Origin of the sequence: Nocardia sp. NPDC056000 (assembly GCF_042269265.1) — a bacterium.
Taxonomy (GTDB): Bacteria; Actinomycetota; Actinomycetes; order Mycobacteriales; family Mycobacteriaceae; genus Nocardia.
The window spans coordinates 342,500-364,936 of the sequence record NZ_JBHJXS010000011.1; the positions used below are offsets into that span (position 1 = coordinate 342,500).

A 22,437-nucleotide genomic window follows, 5' to 3' on the forward strand; every position below is an offset into this window, starting at 1 on the left:
GGATCAGGCGATGAGCGCGTTGAGTTCGCGCAGCAGTTCGGAGGCGGCGATCGGCGACAGTTCACCGAAGGTGTGCGTGGATTCGCCTCTGCCCCAATAGTGTTCGTTGCCCGTATCGGTGAGGCGCACCGCGATCTGCTGTTTGTCGAATTCCAGCGCGATACCCGCGATGATGCCCGGATCGAGGTCGATCACCACCGAAAGCCCCGCGCCCAGGACGCGGAAGTATTCGCAGGAGACGCCGCCGTCCGCGGGTTCACCGCGCTCCCAGCCGAAACGATTGAGGCCCAGGATCTTCCCGGTGGGTATCACCAGATTGTGGAAGCGAGGGAGAGCGCCGAGTGCGGTTTCCTCCGCGGTGAGGGTGAAGACTTCGCGCTGCAATTGCGGGAAAGGTTGCAGGATTTCGTAATCGGCGAACACCTCACCCCACTCGCCGAGGGCGTCGCCCAGATCCAGGGGGTGCGCCAGGCCGACGATCATTTCATCGGCGATGGTTACCGGGTCATCTGCCGAATCGGCGTAGCTGCGGTCCTCGGCGATCCGGAATGAGCCTGTGACGGCGCCGGTTTCGTCGAACGTCGCCCATACCAGCCGGCGGGTGAGATGCCACAGCAGCGGGTGGTCGACGAACAGACGCCGATGCTCGTCCGCGCTCCAGCGGCGGCCGAGCACCATGGCGCGTTCGAAACGCCGGATCTGGTCGGCGGCGGCGGATTTCACATCCTTCTTCAACTGGGCGAAGGATTTGTACGCCGCGGCGGCCGGTTCGGCGTCATCCTTGACGCCGGGTTTGGGCAGCGACTTGCGCCGCGCGGTGGCCTGCCAGGTCCCGTCCACATCCCGAATCGCATCGGACACGGTCGGGGTGAGCTGTTCATCGAAGCCGATGAGGAAACCGCGCGGACCGTAGTCCAGGGCGAGCGTGCCGCGCGCGTCCAGTCCGAAATCCGGGACGAGCCGGTCCGAGAGCTGCTCCGGCGTCAGATTCAAGGTCTCGGCGACCTCGGCGATCTTCTCCTGCGCCTTGGTCTTGAGGCCCTTGAACTTGGCCTTCTCCGCAATGCCGTGCAACTGCATGAGCGCCACATCGGTACCCAGCGCGGTGAGGATATCGAGCCCGGACACCGCGCGGGCATGTGCGGACTGACCCGGCCAATTGCGGATCATGGGGCCGAGCCTGCGGGCGGTCTCGTCATTGCCGAGCAGGCCCAGTGCGTGCAGCGCCCAGGAATCCTTGGACGGATACCCGGCGAAACGCCACGCTTCGAAGACGCCCCAGGCGAATTCGGCCAGCGACTCCGGATCCGCGGCCGCGATCACCTGCTCCACCCCGGCGTAATCGCCGTTCGCACCGGACATGGCGAGCATGGTGCACACGTGCAGGGCATCGGGCGCGGACAGGAAAGTGATGGCATCCTGCGGCGCGGACCCGTCCCCGCGCCGCAGCGCCAGCGCGGGAAGGTGTTCGGGCACCAGCCAATCGGGTGTCACGGGGATCTTCGGCGGCAACTGGTGCAGCGGATTCGCCTCCAGTACACCCGTGATCGCCTTCGCCACCGGCTCGCCGAATTCCATTGCGGCACTGTCCACCGCGTTGCGATGACCCCGCTCGGCCAGCAGGCGCAGCGCCGTCTCGGCGTGGCGTCGGTCCTTACCCGGTTTGCCCAGCGCGATGCCGATGATGACCGGGAGCGCCGTGGCGTGATTGCGGTCCAGCCAGGCCAGCGCGGTCGCGCGGGACCTCTTCCCGTCGAGTCTGCGGATCGTCGACAGGGTCACCGCGCTACCGGTGATCGGGGCGAGCAGGTACGCAAGTCCCTGCGTATCCTGTTGCACCGCACGCAGCACGAACGGCAGGGCGTCCGCGCCGAAGCGGGCGAGAATGCGGCGCAGCGCGTGCTCGACCGTGTAGTACCGGTCGAGTTTGGCCGTGGCCAGATAGGGCCGGGCCAGCTCCTCGGGGGCGAGGGCGAGCATGCGCATCAGATCGCCGTGATTCTGCACCACCGCGCGGGCGAGGCTGGCCGCCCAATCGGTGTGGTACGGCCGATAGACCGTGACCTCCGTCGCCGCCCACTCGGCTTGCTCACCCGGAAGCCAGGCCAGCCCGTCCGGAATCGACTGTGTCAGTTCGGGAAAGCTGACCGCCTTGGATTTCGCACGGACCTCGCGCCACGGCAGGACGCGCAGCACCTCGGGGAGTTCGGCCGGTGCGGCGGTGCGTAGCCGGTCGGTATCGAGGAACCCGGTGGCCTCCGGGAGTCGGGCGACCAGTGCCGGGCGCAGCGCGGCCAGTGTGCGCAGGATATGGCGGGCCATACCGGATTTGGGCGAGATCGGACCCAGCAGGCGCAGCGCACGCCGCGGATAGCGCAGCGATGCTTCGAGCAGCGCCGGTGGGATGAAGCGCTGCTCGACCCGCGATGTGAGCGCCGAGAACGCCGCATCGCTGGGCAAGCAGGCCAGAATGGCCGCCAGCTTCGCCACGTAATCACCGCTGAGCTCACGGTCGCGCAGCATTCGATCGATCGCCCCGGTGCATTCGGGACCGAAACGCGCCAGCGCGGTCTCCCACAGCCCGTGCTGTGAGCTGTAGATGAACGAGCTGGCGGGAAACGCGTCGACGAGGCGTTCGAAATCCGCATAGGCGTGCACGGATCCGATCAGGAGCAGGAAACGGCTGTTGTAGTCCAGGATGTGGTTTGTGAGTTCGTCCAGATCGGCACGCACCCAATGCTGTTCGGTGGGGAGTAGATACGACGCGGCGATGCGAATCGCCAAACCGCCCGGCGCGGAACGCAATGCGTCGATCGCGGCCACCGCCGCACGGTAATCCTGTTCGGACGCGTCGGCGAGCAGCGCGCGGACGCGGCGCAGATTCTCCGGCGCATCGGACCTGCCCGGATCACCGGACGAGCTGCGGCCGATCCGGTAGTGGTAGGTGTTGTTGGACCGGTCCCATTCGCCATCGCGGATCAGCGCGGCGTGCAGGACCGCGGCTTCGGCCGCGAAAACCAGTCCGTGCTGCAGCACCCAGGCGTCGGCGACCGCCGGTGTGCCGTACTCCGCGATCTCGAGCGCGAGCGACAGCGCCGCCGCGCCGAGCGGAGAACAGGTCGCGAAGTCGGTGACCGCCGCCGCACCGGCCTGCGCCAACTCGGGATCGGGATGTGAGTTGCCCAGTGTGTCTCGTACCGAATCCTGATGGGCGGCAAGCCTTTCGGCCTGGTCGGCGATGGCCGTCGCCGACACCGGCAGCGGCTCGCGCCGGGGTCCGTGGCCGCGCACCGGCAGCGCCCGCGCCCACCACTCGTCCGGCACCACCCAGTGGTCCTCATCAAGGTGGGCACCGGTGGCGGTGTAAGCGGAGTCGAGCATGATCCCCCGAATCGTGGAGCGTTTTGACGCAGCGACTGTAACCAGAGGCTCCGACAGGGATTCGGGGGAGCGGCGTGCCGCGCCTATTTCCCGGCCGCGCGGGCCAATTCCTCCGGGTAGCGGGCTCCTGCGATAGCGTTCGCCGGGGCGGCGGCCTCGATGCGCGCCAAATCCGCAGGGCTGAGGGTGATCTCGGCCGCGGCGACGTTCTGCTCCAGATAGGTGCGGCGCTTGGTGCCCGGAATCGGCACTACGTCCGCGCCCTGATTCAGCACCCACGCGAGCGCCAATTGCCCCGCGGTGACGCCCTTTTCCTCGGCCAGCTCGCGCAGGGCGGCGACGATCGCGAGGTTGCTGTCGAGGTTGCCGTCCGCGAAGCGGGGGAGGCGGCGGCGCATGTCATCGGCGGGCAGATCCGCGGTGGAGGTGATCGCGCCGGTGAGGAAGCCGCGACCCAGCGGTGAGAACGGCACGATGCCGATCCCCAATTCCCGTGCGGTGGGCAGGATCTCGGCCTCGATATCGCGAGTCCACAGCGACCACTCGCTCTGCAGCGCCGTCACCGGATGCACCGCGTGCGCCTTGCGGATGGTCTCCGCCGATGCCTCGGAAATCCCGAGGTACCGCACCTTGCCCGCCTGCACCAGTTCCGAGAGCGCACCCCAGGTTTCCTCGACCGGCACATTCGGATCCACTCGATGCTGGTAGTACAGATCGATGTAGTCCACGCCGAGCCGCTTCAGCGAGGCATCGCAACTCTGCTGCACGTATGCGGCGTCCCCGCGCGCTCCCATCGAGCCGCCCTCACCCCACACGATCCCGAACTTGGTGGCCAGCACCACCTGATCCCGGCGATCCGCGATAGCCCGCCCCACCAGCTCCTCATTGGTCTCCGGCCCATACACATTCGCGGTATCGAGCATCGTCACCCCGAGTTCGAGCGCCCGATGAATGGTCGCGATCGACTCCGCATCACTATCGCGAACCCCATACGCCTGACTCATCCCCATGCACCCGAGCCCCTCGGCCCCGACCGTCAATTCCCCGAGCTTCCTGGTCGCGATCATGCCCAACTCCTCCTCGATCAACCTCGAATCCGGGCCTCAACCCGCTCGAAAACGAACCTACGACTTGGAGCGCACTCCAAGTCAACCCGTCAACTCGCCAAGGAGGTACCCGCCGCGCTGATCCGCAGAGAATCCTGCGACCAATACCCCTCTCGGTTGCTTGCGGATGGGAGGTTAGGCTGCCCGGGACTCGATACGGGTCGCTTGTTCAGCTGGAGGGGATGGTTGTGTCGGTGCGTCGGATTGTGTTGGCGGGGTTGGCCGCCGTATCGGTGATCGCGATCGGCGGATGCGGGAAATCCGAGGAAGCGGCCGCACCAGCGACGACCACCGCGCCCACCACGACGGTGCCGCCGCGGCCCATGACGGACTATCTGGTGACAACGGGGGATACGCCCGGGGTGACCTATGTTGTGCCGCCCGCGACCGATGCGATGGCGCTGGGCATGATCGGATTCGCCTCGGCGCAGCAGACTCCCGAATGTCAGGCCCGCAATACCGCGATCAAGGTGATCAACAGCGATCCCTACGCGAGTGCGCTGGCCCGCATCGACACCGCCGACGGGCGGCCTCGCTACGACGTTCAGATCGCGGTGGTCAACCGGGCGATCGACACCACGGCCCTGGCCGATGCCATGCACGGCTGCGCCGGCACCGGCACCGGCATGGTCTTCATGGATGGTGCGGGCAAGTCCGCGGATCCGGGCTTCGAAATCCCGGTCACCCGCGATATCGCCGGTATCGGCCCGGTCGTGGAAATGCCACTGATGCGCGAATTGGGTTCCCGCGCAACGGGAACCATGCCGTCCTCGGGCCTGATCAAATTCGCCACGGTCGGCTCCCGCACCGCAATCGTCTACATCACCGGCAAATTCATGTCCGCCGAAGTCCCCGCCGACAGCATCGCCTTCGGTGACCGCGTTCTCACCGCCCAGGTAGCCAAACTCCGCGCCCACTGACCTCGTCACTTCACCTCCAAACCTCGCCCGTTCTCAACCGCTGCGGGCTAGGGTTTTCGGGTATGTCCGATTCGCTACATTCCGATCCGGATTCGGTGCTGGCGGAGGGGCCGCCGCCGACGTTTCCAGCGCTCGCGGAGCCCACTGTCGTGTGGAAGGCCGGACCGGAAACCGCGGGCCTGCTGGCGCGCGCCCTGGTCCGGAACAGCACGCTTCGGCCGAGCCAAATCCTTTGGGAGATAGCGTTTGCCGCGCTGATCATCGGTTTGGCCGCCAAGGCGTGGGGGCGCGGCACCGCACTGCTCGCGCTGTTCGGGGTACTGATTCTCGCGTACCTGCGTTGGCGTCAGGTACGCCAGACCGGAGATGCGTACGAGCGTCAGTTCGCGAGTGGGAACTTTGCCGACGGCTCGGTGCTATCGGCCCGTTTCGGCACCGAATCTGTCGATATCGCGCTTCCCGCAGGCTATTCGCGCCTGCGCTATTCCGATCTCACCCGCGTCGATGTACGCGGCTCCGTCGTCCTGCTCTGCTACCCCTCCGGCGCGTACCTCACACTGCCGCGCGGCCTGTTCCCCGACCCGGTACTCGCGGCCCTGCCCGTCGCGGGACTGCCCGTCCGGCACCGCACCGGCGGTTGAGATTCCGTGCCGATACCCGCAGGGATGTGCGGTAGAGAAAATGCCGCAGCAGGTAATCCGTGCTTACCTTCCGGTACACAGGACGTCGGTCGTGGGTTCGGAATGATGTGACGGGCGGCCGTTCGTAGGGGTCTGGCCCCTGAGGAATCCCCCGGAGGCGCTACACCGCTCTAGCTCCTCAGGGCGATGTGCGCCGCGCGGTATCCGACTTACCGTCTGGCACATGGACTTCGAGCACATCGTAGAGACGGTGGCCACGAATTCGGAATGGGCGATATACGTCCTGCTCGTGGTCGATATCGGCGCGTTTCTGATCAGCAGGCGCAGGGGGCGGCATCCGGAGCGGCGGGGCTACGGGGTCAAGGACACCGTCACGAATGTGACCCTCGGGCTGGCCAACGGCTTCATCCTGCGGTTCACCGAGGTGCTCGGCGGCGCGGCGATGGTCGCGGTGGCCGCCGCCATCACCCCGCTGCATTGGCAGCCCGGCGGTCTCGGCTGGCTGATCGTCATCATGATGGCCGACCTCGCCTACTACTGGGAACATCGCACCGCACACCGGGTTCGGCTGTTCTGGGCGACGCACAGCGTCCACCACTCCAGCGAGCACTTCAACCTCACCACCGCCAACCGCCTCGGCTTCATCGGCGCGATGGATCTGCTCGGCCAACTCTGGTACATCCCCATGGCCCTGCTCGGCGTCCCCGTCTACTCCATCCTGCTCGCCAAAGCGGTGACCATCCTCTACCAGGTCCCCTTGCACACCGAACGCGTCAACCGCCTCTGGGCACCCCTGGAATACCTCTTCAACACCCCCTCCCACCACCGCGTCCACCACGGCGCAAACAACCCCTACCTGGACAAGAACTTCGGCGGCGTCTTCATGCTCTGGGATCGCCTCTTCGGCACCTACGCCCCCGAACTCGAACGCGTCGACTTCGGCCTCACCCACCAAATAGCCACCCACAACCCCCTGAAGGTCTACACCCACGAAATCCGTTCCCTCATAACAGATGTCCGCACCGCCACCACCTGGCGCAACCGCGCAGGCTACCTCTTCGGCCCACCCGGCTGGCAGCCGCGCGGCGACACGCCAGGGTCGCTCGGGGGCGACTTCGCCACGAAAAGGGGAGATTTCGGACCATAGTGGAACGATGGGCAACCAGACAGTCGCGGAAGCGTTCGAACCCCTGTTGCATGCCGCGGTGGGGACGACCTCACCGGTGCGATTCGAGTTCTGGGACGGGAGCGTTATCGAGCCGGTGGGGGAGTGTGCGGGGACCATGCGGGTGCGGTCGAAAGACGCACTGCGGCATGTGGTTTGGGCTCCGGGGGAATTGGGGGTGGGGCGGGCGTTCGTTTCCGGTGCGGTGGATCTGGACGGCGATATCTTCGTGCTGTTGCGGGCGTTGAGTTCTACCGCGCCGCGGGATGCCAGGCTGGGGGTTGACGCGGTGTGGGAGGCGTTCGGCGCGGCGCGGCGCGTCGGGGCACTCGGGCGGCGGCCACCGCGACCGGCGGAGGAAGCCCTGCCCGTGCGCACCGGGCTGCACACCAAACGGCGGGATGCGGCGGCGATCAGCCATCACTATGACGTCGGCAATGACTTCTACGAACTGGTGCTCGGCCCGAGCATGACCTACTCGTGCGCTCGGTTCGTCGGTTCCGGGGACGACGGCCATCAGCCCGCCGACGCGACGGTCTCGCTGCAGGACGCGCAAAGCGCCAAGCACGATCTGATCTGCCGCAAACTGGGGTTGGACGCCCGGCCCGGTATGCGCCTGCTGGATGTCGGATGTGGTTGGGGCGCAATGGCAATGCATGCGGCGCGGACCTATCAGGCACAGGTGGTCGGGGTCACCATCAGCACCGCCCAGGCCGAACTGGCGCGCAAGCGGATAGCGGATGCGGGCTTGTCCGCCCGCATCGAGATCCGACTACAGGATTACCGCGATCTGCCCGGTGAACAGTTCGACGCCATCTCCTCGATCGGCATGTTCGAGCATGTGGGGAGTAAGCGGGCCGCCGAGTACTTCACCACGTTGCGCGGGCTGCTGCGGGATGAAGGGCGACTGCTCAACCATGCCATCTCCTCGCCCGGTGGCTCGGTGATGAACTCGCGAGGGTTCGTGGGGCGCTATGTGTTTCCCGATGGGGAACTCATGGATGTGGGGGAGACCATTCTGGCGATGGAGCGCGCCGGGTTCGAGGTCCGGGATGTGGAATCCCTGCGCGAGCATTACGCGCTCACCCTGCGGAATTGGGTGGCGAATCTCGAATCCCGGTGGGAGGAAGCGGTTTCGCTGACGAGTGAGGGACGCGCCCGGGTATGGCGGCTTTACATGGCCGCTTCCGCACTGGGTTTCGAGGACGGCGGCCTCGGATTGCATCAGGTGCTGGGCGTAATCCCCGCTCCCGCAGGCGATACCGGGATGCCCGCGACGCGGCGCGCCTGGGGGTGAACCGTCTCGGATACGAGAAATGCCCGTACAGATCCGAGATCTGTACGGGCACTGTGCCTCCGGTGCGAGTGAGCTAGCCGACCGTCGCGCCCACGCGCAGGGCGTGCGGCTCGATCGCGCCGCGGACGATCGCGCGCTCGTCGATGGTCTCCGCCTTGTAGGGCAGGGTCGACAGGGTGGCGGTCATCTTGGCGACCGGATCCTCGATGGCCTTCGGGGTACCGAAGATGAAGGTCCACTCGTGCTCATCGCTGACGTACGGGACGACCGTCTCGAACAGGTTGTGGAAGCGGGTCCACGAACGCTTGAGAGTCTCGTTGCGCCACATGGTCTGACAGCCCGCCTGCGCGGCCAGCACGCCGCCCTCGGCCAGAATCGCCTTGCAGCGGTTCAGGAAATCGTCCTCGTACAGGCGATTGTGCTGCGCGTCCTCGACCCGCTCGTCCGGCAGATCGATACAGATCATGTCGTAGCGCACGCCGTCGGCCTCGGCCTTGGCCAGGAAGTCCCAGCCGTCGGCGTAATGCATCTTGATCGGGCCGGTCTGCGCGACCGCCTCGGCCAGATCCGCCTCGGAGTAACCGTAGGGGAGGTGCTTGGCGCACAGCTCCACCTCCAGCTGATCGATGTCCACGTGATCGACGAGCGAAGCGCCCGCCGCGGCCGACATCTGCGAGGCGACGCCCTCACCGGAACCGATGATCAGCACCTTGTCCAGCTTCTCGGCCAGCGCGTAACCCGGGACCAGCATGGCCTCGTGGTAGGTGAGCTGGGAGAACTCGGTGGACTGGCGATCGTCGTCGGAGAACAGCGACAGGCCCTGCTCGGTCTGCGCGATCACCATGTGCTGGAACGGGGTATTGGTGTCCACCACGACATCGGTCATATTCCACACCCGGGTCAGACCGTCGCCGACCGGCTCGTGGATCCGGCGCGAGGCGTGCCCGCGCTGAATGACCTCCATATTGACCGTCGCGGGCGAAAGCTCCTGCTGGAGCAGCTCAACCGCCTTGGTCGCCCCGGCACCGATACTGCCGCAGGTGAATACGTCGACGAAGATGTCTCCGGATTCGGGGTAGGTGTGGATCGAGGCGTGCGACTCGGCGAGTAGAGCCAGGATGGTGACACCCTGCGGCTCGAACTGCTTGCGCACGACATCACAGATGGTCACCCCCGCGGCGACCAGCGATTTTCGAAGTGCGGCTTCGAGTCGTTCGAGGTCGTCGCAGAGGGCCGCGTCGACACCACCGAACTCGGCCAGCACATGCCAGCCGGTGAATTCTGCCGTCATGGCTAAACTCACTCTCGCTCAGCGCCAGTGACATGAACAGTCAAAGGCGGAAAACCGTTGAAGGACACCGACGAATAGCTCGCCGTATAGGCACCGGTCTCGAGGATTCGCACTGAATCACCGGCTCGCAACGTGGTCGGAAGAAGGACCCTCGTGCGCTGATAGAGTACATCGTCGCCATCGCAGGTCGGACCCGCGACCACCGCCTCGGCCACCGGATCGCCGTCGCGATCGGTCTGGAAACGGTAAGCGATGTACTCGTTCTCGGTTTCGGCCATGCCGTTGTAGCGGCCGATGTCGAGGTATATCCAGCGCCGCCCGTCCGGCGCCTGGCGAACATTCACCACCTCCGCGTGAATCACACCGGTGTTACCCACAAGGGCGCGACCGGGTTCCACGATGAGGTCGATGTGTTCCGGGAGATGGCGGGCGGCGGCCGCGGTGATCACCGCGCCCAGCTCGGCCACGCCGGGAGCCGCGTCGGCGTACGAAATCGGCAGTCCCCCACCGATATTCACCGCCGCGACCGGAATGTCCTTGACCGCCAACGCTTCCGCGATGGCTCCGGCCTGTTCGATGCCGATCTGCCAGGCGATCGGATCCAGCTGCTGCGAACCGACGTGGAAGTATGGTCCGCCGACCCGTAGGCCCAGATCGTGCGCGCGCACCAGCAACTGCCCGGCTTCCTCGGGCGCACAACCGAACTTGGTTCCGAACGGCGTCTGCGACTGCGGAGCGGAGGCGAGGAATCGGCACTCGACCTCGGATCCCGGCGCATGCTCGGCGATACGTTCGAGATCGTCCTCGGTATCGAAGGCGAACCGGCGCACACCCGCGGCGAACGCGGCGGCGATATGAGCGGCCTTCTTGATGGGATTGCCGTAGCACATGACGGCCGGATCAACCCCCTGCGCGAGGCAGAGCTCGATCTCCCCGACGCTGGCTACGTCGAATTCAGCGCCTTCTACGTTGAGGAGCCGGATGATCTCCGGTAGGGGACTCGCCTTGACGGCGAAGCGAATTCGCGCGGTGGGTAGCGCGGCTTGCAGGGCGCGGTAGTTGGCACGCACCAGCTCGAGGTCGACGACGAGACAGGGTGACTCGCGAGAGTTTGAGACGGTCAATCTAAGGGAACTCCCCACTGTTCGGGCCGTCAAAACGGCCTCGGGCAACAGCCAGCGAGAATAGCAGTGCTTGGCGTCGGAAAACGAACTGGCGATCAACGACTACGTCACCTTAACGCCGCGAGGCCGCCCGAAGGCGGCCCCGAGACCTTACGAGAGTGTGACCGGATCAGCCGGTTCCAGGCGGCCGATCAGCCCGCCGAGATGGTGACCTCGTCGAACACCACTTCACCCGCCGCATCGGATTCGGCCAGGTCAACGACCGCGTTGATACTCCAGCCGTGGTCACCGGCCGGATCGTCGAGCACCTGGCGCACATGCCAGAACTCGCCCCGCTTCTCCACCTGGAACAGCTTCGGACCGCGTGCGTTCGGGCCGGTGCGAATTTCGTCGTACTCGGCGAAGTACGGTTCGAGCTCGCCCTCCCAATCCAGCTCGTCCTCGAACTCGTCGAGCGCGTCCCAGCGCCGCAGGGATGCCAGGTCGACCCGGCGGAACAGGGCATTGCGGACCAATACCCGGAACGAGCGTTCGTTCGCGGAGATGGGGCGTACGGATTCCGCACCGAACGCGACCTGTTCGGTATCGGTCTCCGCGCCCGGATTGGTGAGCTGCTCCCATTCGTCCAAAAGGCTCGAGTCCACCTGCCGGATCAGCTCGCCCAGCCATTCGGTGATGTCATCGAGCTCCTCGGTGCGCGCCTGCTCCGGCACCGTGCGCCGCAGCGCCCGGTACGCGTCCGCCAGGTACCGCAGCACCACGCCCTCCGAGCGCGCCAGCTCGTACACCGATACCAATTCCGCGAAGGTCATGGACCTTTCGACCATTTCACGCACTACGGACTTGGGTGCGGGCTCGAACTCGGACACCCACGGATGCCCGGCCTTGTACGTCTCGAACGCCGGGAGAATCAGCTCCTCGGCCAGCGGCTTGGGCCAGGTGACCTCTTCCAGGAGCTCCATCCGCTCCTCGTATTCGATCCCATCGGCCTTCATCTCCGCGACCGCCACCCCACGCGCCTTGTGCTGCTGCGCCATCAGCAGCTGCCGCGGATCCTCCAGCGTCGCCTCGATGAGCGTGATGACATCGAGGGTGTAGGTCGGGGACTCCTTGTCCAGCAGCTCGAACGCGGCCAGCGCGAACGGCGACAGCGGCTGATCGAGCGCGAAATCGCGTTGCAGATCCACCATCAGCCGGGCATGCCTGCCGAACTCGTCCGGCTCGTCCAGCTGCTGCACCACGCCCGCGTCCCGCAGTGCGCGATACAGCTTGATCGCCTTGAGAATGTGTTTGCGCTGCGCCGCCCGCGGTTCGTGATTGTCCTCCAGCAGATGTCGCATGGCGTAGAAGCAATTGCCCTTGCGCGCAATGACATTCAGCAACATCGCATTGGTGACGTTGAAACGCGACAGCATCGGTTCGGGCGAGGCCGCCACCAGCCGGTCGAAGGTCTCCTCGGACCAGGAGACGAAACCCTCCGGCGGCTTGCGCTTCTGGACCTTCTTGAGCTTCTTGGGGTCATCCCCGGCACGCGCGATGAGCCGGGCGTTCTCCACCTCGTGCTCGGGCGCCTGCACCACGACGGTGCCCATGGTGTCGAATCCCGCGCGCCCCGCGCGACCCGAAATCTGATGGAACTCACGGGCATTGAGCCGGCGCGTGCGCACACCGTCGTATTTGGTGAGCCCGGTCAGCAGCACCGTGCGAATCGGCACATTGATGCCGACGCCGAGAGTGTCTGTGCCGCAGACCACTTTGAGCAGTCCGTCCTGCGCCAGCTTCTCCACCAGCCGCCGGTACTTGGGCAGCATGCCCGCGTGATGCACGCCGATGCCGTGCCGGATGAACCGCGACAGCGTCTTGCCGAATCCGGTGGCGAACCGGAATTCGCCCAGCGCCTCGGCGATCGCGTCCTTCTCGGCCTTGGAGGCGAAGTTCACGCTCATCAGCGCCTGCGCGCGTTCGATGGCCGCGGCCTGGGTGAAGTGCACGACGTACACCGGCGCGAGCGAGGTGGTGACCAGATCCTCGAGCGTCTCGCTGATCTGCGTGCGCACATACGAAAAGCTCAGTGGCACAGGACGTTCCGCACCCGAGACGATCGCGGTGTCATTCCCGGTGCGCCGCTTCAGATCCTCGGCGAAGAAGTCGACCTCACCGAGCGTCGCCGACATGAGCAGGAACTGCGCGCCCGGCAATTCGATCAGCGGCACCTGCCATGCCCAGCCGCGATCGGGATCGGAGTAGTAGTGGAACTCATCCATGATCACCTGGCCGACATTGGCCTTCGCGCCCTCGCGCAAAGCCAGATTCGCCAGGATCTCCGCGGTGGCGCAAATGATCGGCGCATCCGGATTCACCGCAGCGTCACCGGTCACCATGCCGACCCGATCCGCCCCGAACACCTCGCACAGCGCGAAGAACTTCTCACTGACCAGAGCCTTGATCGGCGCGGTGTAGTAGCTGCGCTGCCCGCGATTGAGCGCCGCGTAATGCGCGCCGATCGCCACGAGTGATTTACCCGACCCGGTCGGCGTCGCCAGAATGACATTCGACCCGGTGAAGAGCTCGAGCAACGCCTCTTCCTGGGCCGGATACAGCGTCAGCCCTTCGGAAGTGGTCCAGTCGGTGAAAGTCTCGTACAGCCAGTCCGGGTCCACATCGGGTATGGCTTGGTCGGGGACGAGTTCGGATAGCTGCACGCGCCCTACGTTACTGGGCGATCTGCCCGGCTCCGCCCACGGCGGGCGGAGCGGATGTGCGAACTAGCGACGCGGCTCGCCGTCCCCGTCCTCGGTGAAGCCGGACTGTTCGGCCAGGAAGCGTTCGAATTCCGCGCCCAGTTCATCGCCGGTGGGCAGTTCGGCATCGCTGGCGAGCAGGCTCGACTGGCGTTCCTGCGCGGTGACGAAGCTGTCGTACTGCTGCTCGAGCGCCGAGACCACGTTCTCCACCTCGGAATTGCCCGAGATGTGCTCGTTGACCTGTTCGCGGACGCGCGCGGCCGATTCGCTCAACGCGGCGAGGGGGAGTTCCAGGCCCGCGTTCTCGGCCACGTTCTCCAGCAGCGTCTGCGCGGCCTCCGGGTACGCGGTCTGGGTCAGATAGTGCGGCACATGCACCGAGAACCCGACCGATTCATGACCGTGCTGGGCCATCCGGTACTCCAGCAGCGACGAGGCGCTACCCGGCACCTGGAGTTCGCCGGGCCAGCGCTGGTGATCACCGATCAGATCGGTATCACTGGCGTGCGCGGTCACCCCGAGCGGGCGGGTGTGCGGAATCGCCATGGGAATCGCGCTCAGGCCGATGGTCCGGCGCACGCCCAGCTGTTCGGCCAGCAAACGCACGGCCGTGGTGAACTTCTCCCAGCGCAGATCCGGTTCCAGCCCGGACAGCAGCAGGAACGGGGTCCCCGCGGTGTCCTTGAGCGCCCAGAGATTCAACTCCGGCTCGGAGTACTCGGAGAAGTGATCGGTCTTGAACATCATCAGCGGGCGGCGGGAGCGATAGTCCAGCAGCTCATCCATATCGAACGAGGCGACCAGTTCGCTCTCCAGGCTCTCGCGCAGATGCGTGGTAGCCAGCTTGACGGCGTGCCCGGCGTCGGTGAAACCCTCCAGCCCGTGCACCAGTACCGGACCGGCGCCGTCGGCGGACGACAGTTGCGGAGCCGGGAACTCCAGCTCGTACATATGCGACTCTGAGTCCATCGCGTACTCCTTCCTGCGTGGCCCACCTGCGCGACCCGTTACCCATTCTCTCTCATGCGCCGACAGGTCGTGCATTGCCCGCACCCGTGCTGCAACGCGCCGCACCCGGACACGCATTCCCGAGGCGTCGCCACGCGGCGTGGCATTCGGTGTGAACAGCAGATATTCGGCATAGTGGACGGGTGACCGTGCCGAATTCGCCGGGTCGGCAGGTGGCTTACACGCCCTGCCCCATGCCCGCCCGCAGATGGTGCCGAATGCCCTTCCGCCCCGTGGGTATCGCGTTATCGGCCATCGTATTGGCGGGCTGCGGCGGCACCGTATCGGGTCACCCGCAAGCCTCGCAGGGTTTGATCACCGCCGTGCAGACCGATAGCGGACTGGCCCGGCTGCTGCCGGACTCATCACAATTCCCCGCGCGCTACGCCGCGGTCACCCTGCCCGTCGACGCGGCCGGTCAGGCCGCGAGCGATCTCGACGGCGTACTGCCCGGGGCCATGATCGATCCCGCCACCTGCGCACCGCAGGCCCCGACCGCCGGACCCGTGGTGGTCGTCGGCACCGATGACGTCGCGCGCGCCACCCTCACCGTGGAATTGGTGCGCACCGATCAGAAACTGAGCGTGCTGCGAGATCAATTGCAGCGCTGCGGAACCGTGCGGGTGGGACACGGCGGCACCACCGCCACCATCACCACCGAAATGGATCCGCCGCCGCCGCTGGACGCCGATGACACCCTCGCGCTGCGCCGCAGCGTCCGCTCCGAGAACGGCAGCGCGGGCATGACACGGAATATGCAAACGCTGCTCGGACAGATCGGCGATGTGCGGATCAACGTCACCTACATGTCCTTCACCGACGCCAAAGCCGATGCGCAAGCCCTCGATTCACTGTTCACCACCGCGGTGAGCAAGGTGCGCAAGGGCTGAGAAATCCGGGAGAGGAGCCGACCCCTGCCTGCCCGGCTCCAGCACCGAATCAGCAGGCAGAACCGGTGCCCGAGCCCGAACCCGCGGAACCCGAGCCCGCCGAACCGGTTCCGGCCGAACCGCTGCCGCCGGAACCGCTCGCGGAACCGCTGCCGCCGGAGCCGCTGGAGGAACCGCTGGGCAGCAGTGAGCACAGCGAACCCGGTGCGCCGACCGGGTAGACGATCGTCGACATGGACAGGCCCTGCTTCACGCCGATGGTGTAGCTGCCCGAGGCGGTGGGGTGCCAGTCGATGGAAGCGGTCACCACACCGGAATTGGCGGCGGGCGTGGCGGTTCCGATGCTGGTGCCGTTGATCAGGAACTCGACCTGGTTGAACTTGTTGTCACCGGAGACGCCCACGATGATCGAACAGCCGTCGGCGACGGTGCAGTTCTTACCCGGGATGAGGCCGACCACGCTGATATCGGCGATATCCGCGGTGGCGGGTCCGGCCAGCAGCATCGGCCCCGCGAGGGTGGCGAACGCGGCGGCCGCGCCCACCTTGGAAAGTGTTCTCGTCATTGCGTAATTCCTTCCGGCGCCTCCGACGGGCACCGGCCGTACGGTAACAGCGTGCAGGCTTCGTTTTGGTGAAATCAAAAGTGCTGCAACATGATTCGAATCATGCATGACTGCGCAGCGGTATGTCAGGTGGCATAGCGCGCCACCAATTCCGAACCGAGACGGGCGAGTTCGGCGCGCACCGATTCCGGTTCGGTGACCTCGAGCGCGGTACCCCAGCCCGCCAACTGCTGGGCGATCATCAGCGGGCTCGGGGCGGTGATGCGAACCCTGGTGCGGCCCTCGGTGATCGGGCCGTCGATCTCGCAGTGCCTGCCCTGCTGATGGGCCAGCACCGGTAGCAGGTGATCCGGCACCAAGACCGTCGCGGCGAGGGTCGAGCGGCGCTGCTCCATCGCCTCCACCACCTCGGACCAGGCCGCGTTCAGATCGAAATCCTCGGGGCGATGCGCTGTTTCGTCGGTGATCTCGATTCCGGCCATGCGGTCCACGCGGAAAGTGCGCTGTCCGCGTTCGGTTCCGGCGATCAGGTACCAGATGGCGTCCTTGTCGACCAGCCCCCAGGGATCGACCGTGCGCTCGGTGCGGCTGCCCGACCGGCCGTAGTCGAAACGCACCCTGCGACGGCGCACCACCGCTCGCTGTAGGCGCGCGACCTCGGGCGGGGCCTGTTCATCGCGCTCGCCCCAGCGCGCCGGGTCGACGATCATGGCACCGGCCGCGGCCTCCGCCTCCGCGCGGAAGGATTGCGGCAGGGCGCGCAATAGCTTGCGCAGTGCGGCGCGGGTGGCCGGGCTCGCGGTGGTCATCGGGCCCAGCAGCAGGAACAGCGATTGCGCCTCACCCTCGGTCAAACCGCTCAGATCGGTGCGCGCGCCACCCACGAGCGCCCAGCCGCCACCGCGTCCGGCCTGCGGATATACCGGAATTCCGGCGGTGGACAGCGCCTCCAGATCGCGCCGCGCGGTGGCCACCGACACTTCCAGTTCGGTCGCCACCTCGGCGGCGGTGACCCGGCCGCGGGTCTGCATGAACAACAGGGTGGCTACCAATCGATCGGCTCGCATATTTGAATCTTGCCAATAAAAGTGCTCATTCGGTGAGCACTTTGCCGCCGATGATTGTTATATCGACATCGGAACGACCAAGGAGAACGACATGCTGCGTGGAATGGCCACCGTGACCTATTACGCCGACGACCTCGAGGCCGCCAAGGACTGGTACAGCGAATTCCTCGGCACCGCACCGTATTTCACCGTCCCCGGCGGGTACTACGAGTTCCGCATCGGCGATTACCAGGCCGAGTTGGGGCTCATCAATCGCAAGTTCGCGCCCAGCCGGCCCGATCAGCCCGGCGGTCAGGTGGTCAACTGGCACGTCGACGACCTCTCCGCCACCTTCGAACGGCTGCTGAGCATGGGGGCCAAGGAGTACGAGCCCATCACCGAGCGTGGCGCGGGCACCGGATTCGTCACCGCCGCGGTCATCGATCCGTTCGGCAATATCCTCGGCATCATGTCCAACCCGCACTACGTCGAAATGCTCGCGCGGCTGCGGCCCGAGTAGGGCGCACCCGCCTGATTCGCATTGCGCACGCCACTCCTTCCGGCACGCGTGGAGCATGCTGGAGCGGACTGTAACAGCATGTGGCGGCGCTTTCGGGCAAAATGAAACGAATCCATTTCACGTTGTGGCCGAGCGGTGTTATCAGCACTCACCGACAGATTCGCGCCGTCCCGCATCGCGCCACGCCGAATAGTCCACGGCGCGAATCAAATTCCACAGGTGGGGGCCGATGCCCGGCCGGGACCGCGGAGCTGTCGGTGCCCCTGCCGACCGTCGACGCCATGACCACACCTGCCGAACCACCTGTCCACCGCCAACCCTCGTCTCCGGAAGACGGTCCGCCTCGGGGTCTGCCGTCGGAAGGCCCGCCCCGACCGGTGCTGCCGGAGGCCGTGCCTCATGAGGGACCGACCCAAACGTCGTCCGAGGAGTCGCCGCCAAAGAGCTCGTCTGTGGGGGTACCGCGGGAAGGATCGTCGGAACTGTCCGAAGGGGCGGTGACCGAGCCGGATTCGCATTTGCGAGATCCGGGGGAGTTCATCGCGGCGGTGCCCGCCATGCTCGGATTCGTTCCGGCCAGGTCGCTGGTGATCACCGTGTTGCGGGCCGCGTCCGGTGAATCCGGTAGGGCCGCCATTGATGTGGTGGCAAGGATGGGTTTGGACAATCCTGGCCGGGTCGCCACCGGGGAGTTGGTGGACCGGGTGGCGAGTATGTGTGCTCGCGGGGCGGCGCTCGCGGTGCTGGCGTTGATCGTTGATGATCGGGCGACCGCGCCTGCCGATCGGCATCGGGGTGTGCGATTCCGCAAGCATCGCGATTTGATCGGGGCGCTGGAACATCGCCTCGATATCGAGGCGGTTCCGCTCGCCGGGGCGTGGGCGGTGCGGGCGATCGGGGGTGAGTTGCCCTGGTGGAGTGTGCTCGGTCCCGATCGCAGGGGTCGTCAACCGGATCCGGCGACGTCGCTGGTGACGCTCAAACATGTGCTCGAGGGTCGTCCGATGCGGGCATCGCGGGATGAGTTGATCGCGGCGGTGGCGGTGAATGCCGTTGTGCGGGACAAGATGCCGGAACTGCTCGATGCCGCGACCGAGGTAGCCACCGACCGGCTCGCCCAGGCCGTGCGCCGCGGCGAGCCGAATTTCTACAGTCGCGCCGCCCTGCGCACGGTGCTCGAACGGATCGCGGATATCGAGGCGGGCAGTCTGCCCAATGTCGCCGAACTGGCGGAAGTGGCCGTGGCCCTGCGTGATCCGGAGGTGCGCGACATCCTGTTCGGGCTCGTACCGGGCGCGCACGCCCGCGCGGCCGAGACGCTTTGGCTCGAATTGACCCGTGCCCTGCCCGATCCCGATCGTGCCGAAGCGGCCATGCTGCTGGGCTACGCCGCCTATGCGCGCGGGGACGGACCGCTGGCCGGGGTGGCGCTGGAGGCCGCACTGGCCTCCGACGAATCACATCGCATGGCGAATCTGCTCGACATCGGCCTGCAGACCGGTATGCCGCCCGAGCGCCTGCATCGCCTGGCCGAGGCCGGACGCGAAGCCGCCGCGGACCTCGGGGTCGATCTGCGATCGGAGCACCCGTGAAATCCGCGGCGGAATCGAGAGCCTTACTTGCGAGCGCTGTGCGCGCGATCGCCGAGCGAGCGCAGGAATTCCCAGGCGTCCGAGACGATCTCGACCAGATCGGTGTGCTCGGGCCGCCAGCCGAGTTCGGCCATCGCCTTATCGCTGGAGGCGATGAGCACCGCCGGATCACCCGCGCGGCGCGGGGCGTCGATCGAGGCGATGGGCAGGCCCGTCACCTCGCGGCAGGCCGAAATGACCTCGCGCACCGAGAATCCGGTACCGCTGCCCAGATTGAAGATCCGGTGCACGCCCGGCTGCGACTGGGCCAGCGCCAGCGAATGCGCCTGCGCCAGATCGAGGATGTGGATGTAGTCGCGCACGGCACTGCCGTCCGGGGTCGGATAGTCGGTGCCGAAGACCGAGATCGAATCCCGATGTCCCAGCGCCGTTTGCAGCACCAGGGGGATCAAATGCGTTTCCACCACCCGGTTCTCACCGAGCCCGGCATACGCCCCGGCCACGTTGAAGTAGCGCAGGCTGGTCGCGGCCAGCCCATGCGCCGCCGCGTACGAGGTGATGGCGTAATCGATCGAGAGCTTCGACGCGCCATAGGGATTGGTCGGCGCCTTCGGGGCGTCCTCGACGATCGGCACCTGCTCCGGCTCGCCGTACACCGCCGCGGTCGAGGAGAAGACCAGACGCTCGGTACCGGCGGCCCGCATGGCCTCCAGCAGCGCGAGCGTCTTGACCACATTGCCGTGCCAGTACTTCTCCGGCTGCGTCACCGATTCGCCGACCAGCGACTGCGCCGCGAAATGCAGGACGCCGTCGAAGGATTCGGCCGCGATCAGATCGACGCCCGCGGTGGCGATATCGCCCTCGACGAACTTCGCTCCGGCCGGGACGCCATCGGCATTGCCGGTGGAGAGATCATCGACGATGACCACTTCGTGGCCGTCCTCGAGCAGTACCTGCGCGACTCCGCCGCCGACGTAGCCCGCGCCTCCGGTAACCAGCAGTTTCAAGTCTCAGACCAACTTCACCTGGACGGCATGCGCCATCTCGTCGGACAATTCGTAGCCTTCGTGACCCGGCACCAGAATGACGACCGCGCCCGGCTTGGTCTCCACATTCACGCGCGCGTCCGGAACCACACCGGCCTCACGCAGCTGGCCGATGATCTCCGGATCGGTCTGAATGTGCTCCGAGAGGCGGCGCACCACCACCGCGGCCGACTGGCCGGACGGCAGATCCGAGAGCCGGATGAGCTTCTCCTCGCTGCCCGAACTCGGAGTGACGCCCAGTTCGTCCAGTCCGGGAATGGGATTGCCGTACGGGGAGGTGGTGGGATTGTTCAGCACCTCCACCAGGCGGCGCTCCACCTCCTCGCTCATCACGTGCTCCCAGCGGCACGCCTCGGCGTGCACGTTCTCCCAGTCCAGCCCGATGATGTCGACCAGCAGTCGTTCGGCGAGCCGGTGCTTGCGCATGACCGAGACCGCCATGGCCCGGCCCTTATCGGTCAATTCGAGGTGGCGGTCACCGGCAACGGTCAGCAAACCGTCGCGTTCCATCCGCGCCACCGTCTGGCTGACCGTGGGCCCGCTCTGTTCGAGGCGCTCGGCAATGCGGGCGCGCAGGGGCGTGACGCCCTCCTCCTCGAGGTCGTAGATGGTACGGAGGTACATCTCCGTGGTGTCGACCAGATCCTTCACCTGTTAACCCCTTCGTCGGCACGAATTCTACCCATGCGCGGCGGCTACACCGGGCGACAGCATATTTCGCGAACGCCGGGAGAACACCCAGGACGGCCTGCGTGTTCCCCACGGGTTTCGGGGGGTGACGGGGCAGAGGTCCGGAATGGCGGTGCAGCAGTGTCACTAGCCTACGAAGTCCGGCGACGCATTAGCGTGGCAGGTATGCCCGACCGTGCGCGTGGAGATGGAACCGTTGTCTGGAGCGATAGGTTCCTCGACTACACGTGGACGCCCGAACACCCCATGCGACCGGTGCGATTGCGGTTCACCATGGCGCTTGCCGAGAATCTCGGACTGCTCGAGGGGGTGGAGACGATCACACCCGAGGCGGCGGGGGAGTCCGAATTGCTGCGGGTGCACACCCACGATTACGTCGAGGCGGTCAAGCACGCGCGGCAACCTCCGGGCGCACCGCCCGCAGCGCCGCCGTTCGGTCTCGGCTCGACCGATAACCCGGTCTTCCCGCATATGCACGAGGCCGCTTCGGTGATCGTCGGCGGAACACTGGCCGCCGCACAGGAGATCGCGTCGGGGCGCACCAAACGCGCGGTGAGCATCGGCGGTGGTATGCATCACGCCATGCCGGATTCGGCGGCCGGGTTCTGTGTGTACAACGATGTGGCGGTGGCGATTTCGTGGCTGCTGGAGAACGGGTTCGACCGCATCGCCTATCTCGACGTCGACGTACATCACGGAGATGGCGTGCAGCGCATGTTCTATGGCGATCCGCGCGTGCTGACCGTGTCCATCCACCAGCATCCCGCGACGCTGTGGCCCAATACCGGCTGGCCCGAGGAGACCGGGGCGGGCAAGGCCGAGGGCACCGCCGTCAATCTGCCGATCATGCCCGGCACCCGGGATCAGCTGTGGCTGCGTGGTTTTCACGCCGTCGCCCCCGGTGCGCTCGCGGCCTTCCGCCCGCAGATCGTTATCAGTCAGTGCGGTGTCGACACCCACCGCGAAGACCCGCTCGCCGATCTGGAATTGAGCGTCGACGGCCAGCGCGCGGCCTTCATCGCCATGCGCGATCTCGCGGATCAGTACGCCGAGGGCCGCTGGCTCGCGGTCGGCGGCGGCGGCTACGGCCTCATTCGCGTGGTCCCGCGCGCCTGGACCCATCTGCTCGCCACCGCCCTGGACCGCACCATCGATCCGGATACCGCGATACCCGCGCAGTGGAAGGAATTGGTCGGCGCGTACGCCCCGACCGTCGCCGCGCCCGAGACCATGGGCGACGGCGCGGACACCACCTTCACGCGCTGGGACGGTCCCGGCGGCGGCCGCGAAACCGGTGATGAGCGCGCGGACCGCGCCCGCCGCGCCCTGGACACCTCTATTCTGGCAACCCGCCGAGCGACTTTCGGCCTGCTCGGCCTGGATCCGGAGGATCCCCGTGACTGACTCCGCC

Annotated in this window: 18 protein-coding genes; 8 read left to right on the forward strand and 10 right to left on the reverse strand. The window is 66.5% G+C overall.

All coding sequences use genetic code 11. From position 1 onward, the window contains the following. Nucleotides 1–3: 3 nt before the first annotated feature. Together ACFC4D_RS31255 and ACFC4D_RS31260 are read right to left on the reverse strand one after the other, a co-directional pair. On the reverse strand, nucleotides 4–3,381 hold the full coding sequence (locus ACFC4D_RS31255) for a DUF4132 domain-containing protein (RefSeq protein ID WP_376068590.1): 3,378 nt from the start codon (nucleotides 3,379–3,381) through the stop codon (nucleotides 4–6). Between the two features lie 83 nt (nucleotides 3,382–3,464). Beyond that, nucleotides 3,465–4,448: an aldo/keto reductase gene (locus ACFC4D_RS31260; protein ID WP_376068592.1), complete on the reverse strand. Its 984-nt coding sequence runs from the start codon at nucleotides 4,446–4,448 to the stop codon at nucleotides 3,465–3,467. A gap of 233 nt (nucleotides 4,449–4,681) precedes the next feature. On the opposite strand from ACFC4D_RS31260, the gene ACFC4D_RS31265 reads away from it, so the two are divergent. The 4 genes from ACFC4D_RS31265 to ACFC4D_RS31280 all read left to right on the forward strand — a co-directional run bounded on the left by ACFC4D_RS31265 (nucleotide 4,682) and on the right by ACFC4D_RS31280 (nucleotide 8,510). Continuing rightward, a complete protein-coding gene (locus ACFC4D_RS31265; RefSeq protein ID WP_376068594.1) occupies nucleotides 4,682–5,407 on the forward strand; it encodes a hypothetical protein in 726 nt (241 codons plus the stop codon). Nucleotides 5,408–5,469: 62 nt separating this feature from the next. Further along, entirely contained in the window at nucleotides 5,470–6,048 is a 579-nt protein-coding gene (locus ACFC4D_RS31270) for a hypothetical protein (protein WP_376068595.1), read from the forward strand. Between the two features lie 223 nt (nucleotides 6,049–6,271). Further along, nucleotides 6,272–7,195, forward strand: a complete 924-nt coding sequence (locus ACFC4D_RS31275; protein ID WP_376068596.1) for a sterol desaturase family protein — start codon at nucleotides 6,272–6,274, stop codon at nucleotides 7,193–7,195. Nucleotides 7,196–7,202: 7 nt separating this feature from the next. Then, nucleotides 7,203–8,510: a class I SAM-dependent methyltransferase gene (locus ACFC4D_RS31280; protein ID WP_376068598.1), complete on the forward strand. Its 1,308-nt coding sequence runs from the start codon at nucleotides 7,203–7,205 to the stop codon at nucleotides 8,508–8,510. 73 nt (nucleotides 8,511–8,583) lie between these two features. On the opposite strand, the gene speD is transcribed toward ACFC4D_RS31280, so the two are convergent. From speD to ACFC4D_RS31300, 4 genes are all read right to left on the reverse strand, one after another. Continuing rightward, complete coding sequence (speD, locus tag ACFC4D_RS31285) at nucleotides 8,584–9,801, reverse strand: adenosylmethionine decarboxylase (RefSeq protein ID WP_375954152.1); 1,218 nt, start codon at nucleotides 9,799–9,801, stop codon at nucleotides 8,584–8,586. Between the two features lie 8 nt (nucleotides 9,802–9,809). Beyond that, complete coding sequence (locus ACFC4D_RS31290) at nucleotides 9,810–10,871, reverse strand: type III PLP-dependent enzyme (RefSeq protein ID WP_376068698.1); 1,062 nt, start codon at nucleotides 10,869–10,871, stop codon at nucleotides 9,810–9,812. A 245-nt stretch (nucleotides 10,872–11,116) separates the two neighbouring features. Beyond that, nucleotides 11,117–13,627 carry a DEAD/DEAH box helicase gene (locus ACFC4D_RS31295; protein ID WP_376068599.1) on the reverse strand — a complete coding sequence of 837 codons (2,511 nt, stop codon included), beginning with the start codon at nucleotides 13,625–13,627 and terminating at the stop codon, nucleotides 11,117–11,119. Between the two features lie 63 nt (nucleotides 13,628–13,690). Next, nucleotides 13,691–14,638 (reverse strand): PAC2 family protein, encoded by a 948-nt coding sequence (locus ACFC4D_RS31300; protein ID WP_364631470.1) that lies wholly within the window; start codon nucleotides 14,636–14,638, stop codon nucleotides 13,691–13,693. A gap of 257 nt (nucleotides 14,639–14,895) precedes the next feature. On the opposite strand from ACFC4D_RS31300, the gene ACFC4D_RS31305 reads away from it, so the two are divergent. Next, nucleotides 14,896–15,567 carry a sensor domain-containing protein gene (locus ACFC4D_RS31305; protein WP_376068601.1) on the forward strand — a complete coding sequence of 224 codons (672 nt, stop codon included), beginning with the start codon at nucleotides 14,896–14,898 and terminating at the stop codon, nucleotides 15,565–15,567. Nucleotides 15,568–15,616: 49 nt separating this feature from the next. Here ACFC4D_RS31305 and ACFC4D_RS31310 read toward each other — a convergent pair whose 3' ends face one another. Both ACFC4D_RS31310 and ACFC4D_RS31315 read right to left on the reverse strand, forming a co-directional pair. Next, nucleotides 15,617–16,132, reverse strand: coding sequence for a hypothetical protein (locus tag ACFC4D_RS31310; RefSeq protein ID WP_376068602.1), 516 nt, complete (start codon nucleotides 16,130–16,132; stop codon nucleotides 15,617–15,619). A 125-nt stretch (nucleotides 16,133–16,257) separates the two neighbouring features. Next, the gene (locus tag ACFC4D_RS31315; protein ID WP_376068604.1) at nucleotides 16,258–17,199 is read right to left on the reverse strand and encodes a helix-turn-helix transcriptional regulator; all 942 of its coding nucleotides are present in this window, start codon (nucleotides 17,197–17,199) and stop codon (nucleotides 16,258–16,260) included. 91 nt (nucleotides 17,200–17,290) lie between these two features. Here ACFC4D_RS31315 and ACFC4D_RS31320 point away from each other — a divergent pair, with 91 nt between their 5' ends. Together ACFC4D_RS31320 and ACFC4D_RS31325 are read left to right on the forward strand one after the other, a co-directional pair. Further along, nucleotides 17,291–17,698, forward strand: coding sequence for a VOC family protein (locus ACFC4D_RS31320; protein WP_376068606.1), 408 nt, complete (start codon nucleotides 17,291–17,293; stop codon nucleotides 17,696–17,698). A 497-nt stretch (nucleotides 17,699–18,195) separates the two neighbouring features. After that, nucleotides 18,196–19,290, forward strand: a complete 1,095-nt coding sequence (locus ACFC4D_RS31325) for a DUF4192 domain-containing protein (protein ID WP_376068608.1) — start codon at nucleotides 18,196–18,198, stop codon at nucleotides 19,288–19,290. A 23-nt stretch (nucleotides 19,291–19,313) separates the two neighbouring features. On the opposite strand, the gene galE is transcribed toward ACFC4D_RS31325, so the two are convergent. Then, nucleotides 19,314–20,297 (reverse strand): UDP-glucose 4-epimerase GalE, encoded by a 984-nt coding sequence (gene galE, locus ACFC4D_RS31330; protein WP_376068609.1) that lies wholly within the window; start codon nucleotides 20,295–20,297, stop codon nucleotides 19,314–19,316. A 3-nt stretch (nucleotides 20,298–20,300) separates the two neighbouring features. Then, complete coding sequence (locus ACFC4D_RS31335) at nucleotides 20,301–20,987, reverse strand: iron dependent repressor, metal binding and dimerization domain protein (RefSeq protein WP_364631491.1); 687 nt, start codon at nucleotides 20,985–20,987, stop codon at nucleotides 20,301–20,303. A 204-nt stretch (nucleotides 20,988–21,191) separates the two neighbouring features. Between ACFC4D_RS31335 and ACFC4D_RS31340 the strand changes: the two genes are divergently transcribed. Continuing rightward, on the forward strand, nucleotides 21,192–22,430 hold the full coding sequence (locus ACFC4D_RS31340) for an acetoin utilization protein AcuC (RefSeq protein WP_376068611.1): 1,239 nt from the start codon (nucleotides 21,192–21,194) through the stop codon (nucleotides 22,428–22,430). The last annotated feature ends 7 nt before the right edge of the window (nucleotides 22,431–22,437 follow it).

Bases quoted from the DNA above. Each gene is read 5' to 3' on its own strand.
- ACFC4D_RS31280 (WP_376068598.1), top strand. From the start codon at position 7,203: ATGGGCAACCAGACAGTCGCGGAAGCGTTCGAACCCCTGTTGCATGCC.
- ACFC4D_RS31315 (WP_376068604.1), bottom strand. From the start codon at position 17,199: ATGCGAGCCGATCGATTGGTAGCCACCCTGTTGTTCATGCAGACCCGC.
- ACFC4D_RS31310 (WP_376068602.1), bottom strand. From the start codon at position 16,132: ATGACGAGAACACTTTCCAAGGTGGGCGCGGCCGCCGCGTTCGCCACC.
- ACFC4D_RS31340 (WP_376068611.1), top strand. From the start codon at position 21,192: ATGCCCGACCGTGCGCGTGGAGATGGAACCGTTGTCTGGAGCGATAGG.
- ACFC4D_RS31255 (WP_376068590.1), bottom strand. From the start codon at position 3,381: ATGCTCGACTCCGCTTACACCGCCACCGGTGCCCACCTTGATGAGGAC.
- ACFC4D_RS31260 (WP_376068592.1), bottom strand. From the start codon at position 4,448: ATGATCGCGACCAGGAAGCTCGGGGAATTGACGGTCGGGGCCGAGGGG.
- ACFC4D_RS31300 (WP_364631470.1), bottom strand. From the start codon at position 14,638: ATGGACTCAGAGTCGCATATGTACGAGCTGGAGTTCCCGGCTCCGCAA.
- ACFC4D_RS31270 (WP_376068595.1), top strand. From the start codon at position 5,470: ATGTCCGATTCGCTACATTCCGATCCGGATTCGGTGCTGGCGGAGGGG.
- speD (WP_375954152.1), bottom strand. From the start codon at position 9,801: ATGACGGCAGAATTCACCGGCTGGCATGTGCTGGCCGAGTTCGGTGGT.
- ACFC4D_RS31305 (WP_376068601.1), top strand. From the start codon at position 14,896: ATGCCCTTCCGCCCCGTGGGTATCGCGTTATCGGCCATCGTATTGGCG.
- ACFC4D_RS31320 (WP_376068606.1), top strand. From the start codon at position 17,291: ATGCTGCGTGGAATGGCCACCGTGACCTATTACGCCGACGACCTCGAG.
- ACFC4D_RS31275 (WP_376068596.1), top strand. From the start codon at position 6,272: ATGGACTTCGAGCACATCGTAGAGACGGTGGCCACGAATTCGGAATGG.